6 protein-coding genes and 1 pseudogene are annotated in these 7814 nt (G+C 72.6%); 4 read left to right on the top strand and 3 right to left on the bottom strand.

Annotation, left to right across the window (positions count from 1 at the left end; all coding sequences use genetic code 11):
• Positions 1-421: 421 nt before the first annotated feature.
• Positions 422-910 (top strand): hemerythrin domain-containing protein, encoded by a 489-nt coding sequence (locus tag GTW67_RS12015; protein WP_161164796.1) that lies wholly within the window; start codon positions 422-424, stop codon positions 908-910.
• Positions 911-955: 45 nt separating this feature from the next.
• Here the strand turns inward: GTW67_RS12015 and GTW67_RS12010 are convergent, their stop codons facing one another.
• Entirely contained in the window at positions 956-1714 is a 759-nt protein-coding gene (locus tag GTW67_RS12010; RefSeq protein WP_161164795.1) for a hypothetical protein, read from the bottom strand.
• A gap of 105 nt (positions 1715-1819) precedes the next feature.
• On the opposite strand from GTW67_RS12010, the gene ggt reads away from it, so the two are divergent.
• Positions 1820-3625 (top strand): gamma-glutamyltransferase, encoded by a 1806-nt coding sequence (gene ggt, locus GTW67_RS12005; RefSeq protein ID WP_161164794.1) that lies wholly within the window; start codon positions 1820-1822, stop codon positions 3623-3625.
• 6 nt (positions 3626-3631) lie between these two features.
• Here the strand turns inward: ggt and GTW67_RS12000 are convergent, their stop codons facing one another.
• Positions 3632-6160 (bottom strand): ATP-dependent Clp protease ATP-binding subunit, encoded by a 2529-nt coding sequence (locus GTW67_RS12000; protein WP_161164793.1) that lies wholly within the window; start codon positions 6158-6160, stop codon positions 3632-3634.
• Positions 6161-6396: 236 nt separating this feature from the next.
• Positions 6397-7167 (bottom strand): type I methionyl aminopeptidase, encoded by a 771-nt coding sequence (gene map / locus GTW67_RS11995; RefSeq protein ID WP_161164792.1) that lies wholly within the window; start codon positions 7165-7167, stop codon positions 6397-6399.
• A gap of 63 nt (positions 7168-7230) precedes the next feature.
• Between map and GTW67_RS11990 the strand changes: the two genes are divergently transcribed.
• Both GTW67_RS11990 and GTW67_RS11985 read left to right on the top strand, forming a co-directional pair.
• Entirely contained in the window at positions 7231-7482 is a 252-nt protein-coding gene (locus GTW67_RS11990) for a helix-turn-helix domain-containing protein (RefSeq protein WP_161164791.1), read from the top strand.
• 95 nt (positions 7483-7577) lie between these two features.
• Positions 7578-7814: pseudogene (locus GTW67_RS11985) on the top strand (hypothetical protein); the annotation flags it as partial.

The following is a 7814-nucleotide window of genomic DNA, read 5'->3' as shown; positions in this document are numbered from 1 at the left end:
TCATGACCCGCTCGCCGCGGTCCAGACCGGACGTCAGATAGTCCGTCACCACGCGGCGCTGCTCGGCGTCGTCGGTGAACACCAGACACAAGTGATCACCATGGTCCATGTCCTGGACCTGTCGGTTCGCGTACGTGATCACCCCGGCCTCCAACCCTCCCTGTCGAACCGGCCCGTGAGGCCCCGAGTGACGTGGCCCCGGCCCGGCCGGTCAACCGTGTACCGGACACTGTATCCATCGCCGGGGCGGAGCGACACGGCTGTCGGTGACCGGCCGGAGACGGAGCGTGCGGCGGGCGGGGCCGGCGCGGCAGGTCGGCATCGACAGGCTCCGAGGGGCCGGGGGCGGCAAGGTCTCGCCTGCGAGAACGGGGGTAATCGCGAGACCGGACCATCCACCGCCCACCGACGAGGAGTCACCGTGCCGTCCCATGACGTCGTCGAGCTCATCCTGCGCGACCACCGCCGCATGGAAGACCTCTTCCGCACCCTGCGCAATGTGCAGGCCGACCGTGCCGCCGCCCTCGCGGAGTTCGCCAACCTGCTGATCGCCCACGCCTCGGCCGAGGAGGACAAGGTCTACCCTGCCCTGCGCCGCTACAAGAACGTCGACGACGACGACGTCGACCACAGCGTGCACGAGCACGAGGAGGGCAACGAGGCCCTGCTCGCGCTGCTGGAGGTGGAGGACACCGCTTCCCAGGAGTGGGAGGACAAGCTGGAGGAGCTGGTCACGGCGGTCAACCACCACGCGGACGAGGAGGAGCGGACCCTGATCAACGACGCCCGCGAGAACGTCGCCGACGAGCGCCGGGCCGAGCTGGGGAAGGCGTTCCAGGAGGCCCGCGCGAGGTACCTGGACGCCGGCTGCGGCAGCGTGGAGAACGTGCGCAAGCTGGTCGCGGGCTAGCGGCCGGAGCCCGGCCCGGACCCCCGCAGGGATCTCGGCCCGTGCTCAGGCCCGGTGCGAGTTCCGGGACGTCGGCTCCGGGGTGGGCAGCGGGCTCGCCGCCGCCCGGGTCACGTCCCCGACGAGTTCGACGACGTCCGGGCCGTACGCCTGGGAGTTGACGACCTTCAGCAGCAGCACGAAGGCGTTGTTGCCGTGCTTGCGCGCCAGCCGCTCGTGGTGCCGGGCGAGGTAGCGCGTGGCGGCCTGGTTGGTGATAGCGCGCTGCCCGCAGAACAGGAACACCGGGCGGGCCTCGCGCCGGTCGCCGGCGGTGAGGCGGGCCAGCATCACGTACTCCGTGACGCCCGGGTCCATGCGGTAGCGCTCGGCGCCGATCTGGAACGCGGCCCGGTCGGGGCCCGGTTCCGGGTCCACGTTGATCCGCACGCCCGGCAGCATGGCCGCCATGTGGGCCACCATCCGCCGGTTCGACCCGGGCCCGCCCACGCAGAACTCCGTGCGCTCGCCGAAGCCCTGGTGGACCGTGTCCTGCGTGACCACCTGGACGTGCGCCCCGCAGTCCTTGATGAGCGCGGACAGCTCAAGGAGCGCGAACACGTCGAAGCGGTGCACCGCCGGTTCGGAGGTGGCGGGGTCCCGGTTGACGACGAGCAGCGACTCGGCGTTTGCCGGCAGCCCGAAGAACGCCTGCTTGCGGCGGAGTTTCCGCTTCCAGAGATACGTACGGGCGAGCCAGCCCAGCGCGGCGCTGATGCCCGCCGCTATCACACCCAGCACGATGTTGCGTACGTCGTCGGTCATGGGCGCGCATGCTAGCGGTCGTCGGGGTACCGGTGTTCGACGGGCCCCTGACGCGGCCATGACGATGACCTAAGCTGCCCGAACGGCCTTTCACTGGAGGTGCGGATGCGTCGCCCTGTCGCACGGAATCTGACGGTCCTGGCGGTCTCGGCCGCCGTGGTGTCGGTGGGGGCGGCGGCGCCACCCGCCGCGCCGCACAGACCCGCCGCCCCGAAGACCCCGGTCGCCGTCGGCTACGGCGGGGCGGTCGCGAGCGTCGACCAGGACGCCTCCGCGGCCGGTGTCGAGGTGCTGCGCAAGGGCGGCAACGCCGTCGACGCGGCCGTCGCCACCGCCGCCGCGCTCGGCGTCACCGAGCCCTACTCCGCCGGCGTCGGCGGGGGCGGCTACTTCGTCTACTACGACGCCAAGTCCCGTACGGTGCGCACCATCGACGGCCGCGAGACCGCGCCGCTGACCGCCGACGAGAACCTGTTCACCGAGAACGGCAAGCCGCTCGCCTTCGCCGACGCCGTCACCAGCGGCCTCGCCGTCGGCACCCCCGGCACGCCCGCGACCTGGCAGACGGCCCTGGACAAGTGGGGCAGCCGCAGGCTCGCCTCCGTGCTGGAGCCCGCCGAACGCCTGGCCCAGGGCGGCTTCACCGTCGATGACACCTTCCGCTCCCAGACCGCCGCCAACGAACAGCGGTTCCGCTCCTTCCCGGACACCGCGAAGCTGTTCCTGCCGGGCGGCCGACTCCCGGCGGTCGGCTCCACGTTCAAGAACCCGGACCTGGCCCGCACCTACCAGGAGCTGGGCCGCAAGGGCGTCGGCGCGATCTACCACGGCGAGCTGGGCAAGGACATCGTCGCCACCGTCAACAAGCCGCCCGTCGACCCCGCCTCCGGCTGGAACGCCCGCCCCGGCGACCTGTCCGCCAAGGACCTCGCCGCCTACCGCGCCAAGCTCCAGGCACCCACGAAGACCTCGTACCGCGGCCTGGACGTCTACTCCATCGCCCCCTCCTCCTCCGGCGGCACCACGGTCGGCGAGGCCCTCAACATCCTGGAGCGCACCGACCTCTCGAAGGCGAGCAAGGCCCAGTACCTGCACCGCTTCATCGAGGCGAGCCGCATCGCCTTCGCCGACCGCGGGCGCTGGGTCGGCGACCCCGCCTTCGAGGACGTACCGGCGAAGGAACTGCTGTCGCAGCGCTACGCCGACTCCCGCGCGTGCCTGATCAAGGACGACGCGGTGCTCACCAGCCCCCTCGCGCCCGGCGATCCGCGCCACCCGGCCTCCTGCGCGGGCCGCGGCACGGCGGCGCCCACGACGTACGAGGGCGAGAACACCACCCACCTCACGGTCGCCGACAAGTGGGGCAACGTCGTCGCCTACACGCTCACCATCGAGCAGACCGGCGGCAGCGGCATCACCGTGCCCGGCCGCGGCTTCCTGCTCAACAACGAGCTGACCGACTTCTCCTTCGCCCCGGCCAACCCGGCCGTGCACGACCCGAACCTGCCCGGCCCGGGCAAGCGTCCGCGCTCCTCGATCGCGCCGACCATCGTCCTGGACAAGCACCAGCGGCCGGTCGTCGCGGTCGGCTCGCCCGGCGGCGCGACCATCATCACCACCGTGCTCCAGACCCTGACCGGCTTCCTCGACCGGGGCCTGCCGCTCGTGGACGCGATCGCCGCGCCGCGCGCCAGTCAGCGCAACGCCGCCCAGACCGAGCTCGAACCCGGCCTGTACGACAGCGGGTTGCGGGCGGAGCTTGAGGCGCTCGGGCACGCGTTCAAGTCCAACCCGGAGATCGGCGCGGCGACCGGAGTGCAGCGGCTGCCGGACGGCCGGTGGCTGGCCGCCGCCGAGAAGCAACGGCGCGGCGGCGGCTCGGCCATGGTCGTCAGGCCCGCGCGACGCTAGCGGGCGTCAGAGTTCGGGGACGGGCTGCTCCGGCGTGCGGAACGCCAGCCGCCCGTCCTCGACGTCGACGGTGACCCGGCCGCCCTCCTGGATGCGGCCGTCGAGCAGCAGCCGGGAGAGCTGGTTGTCCACCTCGCGCTGGATGGTGCGGCGCAGCGGGCGGGCACCGTACTCGGGCTGGTAGCCGCGCTCGGCGATCCAGTCCACGGCCGCGTCGGTGAAGTCCACGGTGATGTCCTGCGCCCGCACCATGCGCCGGGTCTGGTCGAGCAGCAGGCTGGTGATCTGCCGCAGCTGCTCGCCGCTGAGCTGGCGGAAGACGACGATCTCGTCGATGCGGTTCAGGAACTCCGGCCGGAAATGCTCGCGCAGCGGACGCAGCACCTGCTCGCGCCGGGCCTCCTCGTCCGCCTCCGAACCACCGGACCCGAAGCCGATGCCGGCACCGCGCCGGGTGATCACGTCGGAGCCGAGGTTGCTGGTCATCACCACGACCGTGTTGGTGAAGTCGACCGTGCGGCCCTGCGAGTCGGTCAGCCGGCCGTCGTCCAGCACCTGGAGCAGGATGTTGAAGACGTCCGGGTGCGCCTTCTCCACCTCGTCGAGCAGCAGCAGCGAGTACGGGTGCCGGCGCACCACCTCGGTGAGCTGGCCGGCCTCCTCGTGCCCGACGTAGCCGGGCGGGGCGCCGACCAGACGGCTGACGGTGTGCCGCTCCTGGTACTCGCTCATGTCGAGCCGCACCATGCGGTCCTCGCTGCCGAACAGGGCCTCCGCGAGCGCCCGGGCCAGCTCGGTCTTGCCGACGCCGGTCGGGCCGAGGAACAGGAAGGAGCCGATGGGCCGGTCGGGGCTGGAGAGCCCGGCGCGGGAGCGCAGCACGGCGTCGGAGACGACCCGCACGGCCTCGTCCTGGCCGACGACCCGCTCGTGCAGGTGCGACTCCAGGCCCAGCAGGCGGTCCTTCTCCTCCTGGGTGAGGCTGCTGACCGGGATGCCGGTCTGCCGGGACACCACCTCGGCGATGGACTCGGTGCCGACGACCAGATTCAGGCCCTCGTCGGCCTCGCCGCCGCCGTCGGCCTCGGTGATGCGCTGCTTCAGCTCCACGATCCGGTCGCGCAACTGGGTGGCCTGCTCGTACTGCTCGTCCGCGACGGCCTGGTCCTTGTCCCGGATCAGCTGGTCGACCTCGCGCTCCATGGCCCGTACGTCCGTGCCCTTGGTGCGCGCCTGCAACCGCACTCGGGCGCCGGCCTGGTCGATCAGGTCGATCGCCTTGTCGGGCAGGCGCCGGTCGGTGAGGTAGCGGTCGGACATCTCCACGGCCGCGACCAGTGCCTCGTCGGTGTAGCGGACCTGGTGGTGGGCCTCGTAGCGGTCGCGCAGGCCGCGCAGGATCTCGATGGCGTCCGCGACGGTCGGCTCGGGCACCAGGATCGGCTGGAAGCGGCGGGCGAGGGCCGCGTCCTTCTCGATCCTGCGGTACTCCTCCAGCGTGGTGGCGCCCACGATGTGCAGCTCGCCGCGGGCGAGGGCCGGCTTGAGGATGTTGCCGGCGTCCATCGAGCCGCTCTCGCCGCCGCCGCCCGCGCCGACGACCGTGTGCAGCTCGTCGATGAAGATGATCAGCTGGTCGGAGTTGGCGCGGATCTCGCCGACGATGTTGTTCATCCGCTCCTCGAAGTCGCCCCGGTAGCGGGTGCCCGCGACCACGCCGGTCAGGTCCAGCGCGACCACGCGCCGCCCGATCAGCACGTCGGGCACGTCGCCGTCGGTGATGCGCTGGGCCAGGCCCTCCACGACGGCGGTCTTGCCGACGCCGGCGTCACCGATCAGCACGGGGTTGTTCTTGCCTCGGCGGGAGAGCACCTCGACGGTCTGCTCGATCTCGTCCTCGCGCCCGATCACCGGGTCGATACGGCCCTGCTGGGCCAGGTCGGTGAGGTCGCGGCCGTACTTGTCGAGCGTCGGCGTGCTGGTGGCCTTCGGCCCCTCCGGGCGCCCCTTCGCCGCTTCCGGCGTCTCCGTCGGCAGGCCAGAGGGGGCGAACCTGGCCGCGTTCAGGATGTGACCGGCGGCCGAATCGGGGTTGGCGGCGAGCGCGCTGAGCACGTGCTCCGGGCCGATGTATCCGGTGCCGGTGGAGCGGGCCAGTTCGTGCGCGTCCAGCAGGGCGCGCTTGACGGCCGGGGTCAGGGAGAGCGAGGTGGGCGGCGGGACCTCGCCGGGCGGGTGCTGCACCGGGCCGGTCCGCTCGTCGATCTGCGACGCCAGCGCGTCGGGGTCGGCGCCGGCCCGGCTGAGCAGGCCACGGGTCGGTTCGGTGGCGAGCGCGGCCCGCAGCAGGTGCTCGGTGTCCAGGTCCCGGCTGCCGTGCTCGGCGGCGTACTGGGCGGCGCCGCGCACCAGCTCGCGGGCGGGCTGGCTGAGCAGCCGGCCGATGTCGATCTGCCTCGGCCTGGGCCCGCCGAAGAAGCGTGCCAGGAATTCCGCGAACGGGTCGCCCTCCGGGCCCATGTAGCCGCTGGTCATCGTGTACGGACCTCCGCTGCATCGCTGATCGACGTGCCGGGGGCGGGTAACCCGGTCGGGGTGCGGTCATGCCCAACATGACACGTTCTGTTCTTGCGGGCATGTCCGGGCGTTGTGCGGAGGCGGTCTTGTCGAGGTGAGGGCGTGCGGGCTGGGCGGGGGTGGGTCGTGTGGCCCGGCGTTGCGGGGTGCCGCTGCGCCCACCCGTGCCGCCCCAGCGGCACGATTGCCCGCAGCTACGAGCGGGCGGTCAGGACGCGTGGGCCCTTCTTTGTGATCGCCACCGTGTGTTCCACGTGGGCTGCTCGGGAGGCGTCGTTCGTGCGGAGGGTCCAGCCGTCGGGTGCCGCGTGCCATTCGTCGCGGCCGCTGCCGATCAGCATCGGCTCGATGGCGAGGACCATGCCGTGGCGCAGCGGGAGCCCGCGTCCGGGCCGGCCCTCGTTGGGGACCTCCGGGTCCTCGTGCATGCGGCGTCCGATGCCGTGGCCGCCGAAGCCGTCGGGGACGCCGTAGCCCGCCGCGCGGCAGACCGAGCCGACGGCGTGCGCGATGTCGCCGATGCGGTTGCCGACGACGGCCGCGTCGATCGCCGCCGCGAGGGCCCGCTCTGCGGTGTCGATCAGGGCCGTGTCCGCCGGGCGCGGGGTGCCCACGGTGAAGCTGATCGCCGAGTCGCCGGCCCAGCCGTCCAGCGTCGCCCCGCAGTCGAGGGAGACGAGGTCGCCGTCCCGCAGCCGGTACCCGTCCGGGATGCCGTGCACGATCGCGTCGTTCACCGAGGCGCAGATCACGGCCGGGAAGGGCGTCGGCGCGAAGGAGGGCCGGTAGCCGAGGAAGGGCGAGGTCGCGCCGGCCTCCCGCAGCACCTCGCGGGCCACGGCGTCCAGCTCCAGCAGGGACACGCCCACGTCGGCGGCCTCCCGCGCGGCGGTCAGCGCGCGGGCGACGACCTGGCCGGCCGCGTACATGGCATCGATCGATGTGTCCGTCTTCAGTTCCACCATGCCAATTACTATACCGGTATTTGAATTGGCGTCGTCCGGGCGGGCCGGTATTAGAATGACGGCATGGTGCGCACCCCTTTGACTCCGGAAGAACGCGAACGCGGCGAGCGGCTCGGGCGGCTGCTCCGCTCGGCCCGCGGCGACCGCACCATGACGGAGGTCGCCGCGCAGGCCGGCGTCTCCGCCGAGACCCTGCGCAAGATCGAGACCGGCCGGGCGCCGACACCGGCGTTCTTCACGGTCGCCGCGCTGGCCGCCGTCCTGGGGATCTCCATGGACGAGCTCGTGGGGCAGTGCGCGCTCGTCGGCGCGTGACGTCCGCCGCCGAAAACTCCCCGTAGCCGACCCGTAACACGGCTGGTGTTCCCTACACCCGGAGCGGAGACCTCCAGTGGGGCGGGAGTCGGACGATGGCCGTGGAACAGCTGCCGGGGCGCGTACGGGAGTTCGCGCGGTACCTGTCGGGACTGCTGGCCCGCCTCGACCCGGGCACCGGCTGGTGCGCGGTGTTCGGGCAGCGGGACCCCGACGGCATGCGGGCCTGCCTGGACGGGCGCGAGGTGCCGCCCTGGGACGTGGTGGAGGCGCTGCTCCAGGACCTCGCCGGGCGCTACGGCACCGCGGTCGCCGCGGCGGAGACGGACGCC

The organism is Streptomyces sp. SID5910 (assembly GCF_009862125.1).
Taxonomy (GTDB): Bacteria; Actinomycetota; Actinomycetes; order Streptomycetales; family Streptomycetaceae; genus Streptomyces.
Note: the sequence above shows the minus strand (reverse complement) of the source record. Positions and strands in the feature narration are given on the sequence as shown.

Excerpts from the sequence above, each read along its gene's own strand:
- GTW67_RS12010 (WP_161164795.1), bottom strand. The coding sequence starts at position 1,714 with ATGACCGACGACGTACGCAACATCGTGCTGGGTGTGATAGCGGCGGGC.
- ggt (WP_161164794.1), top strand. The coding sequence starts at position 1,820 with ATGCGTCGCCCTGTCGCACGGAATCTGACGGTCCTGGCGGTCTCGGCC.
- GTW67_RS12000 (WP_161164793.1), bottom strand. The coding sequence starts at position 6,160 with ATGACCAGCGGCTACATGGGCCCGGAGGGCGACCCGTTCGCGGAATTC.
- map (WP_161164792.1), bottom strand. The coding sequence starts at position 7,167 with ATGGTGGAACTGAAGACGGACACATCGATCGATGCCATGTACGCGGCC.
- GTW67_RS11990 (WP_161164791.1), top strand. The coding sequence starts at position 7,231 with ATGGTGCGCACCCCTTTGACTCCGGAAGAACGCGAACGCGGCGAGCGG.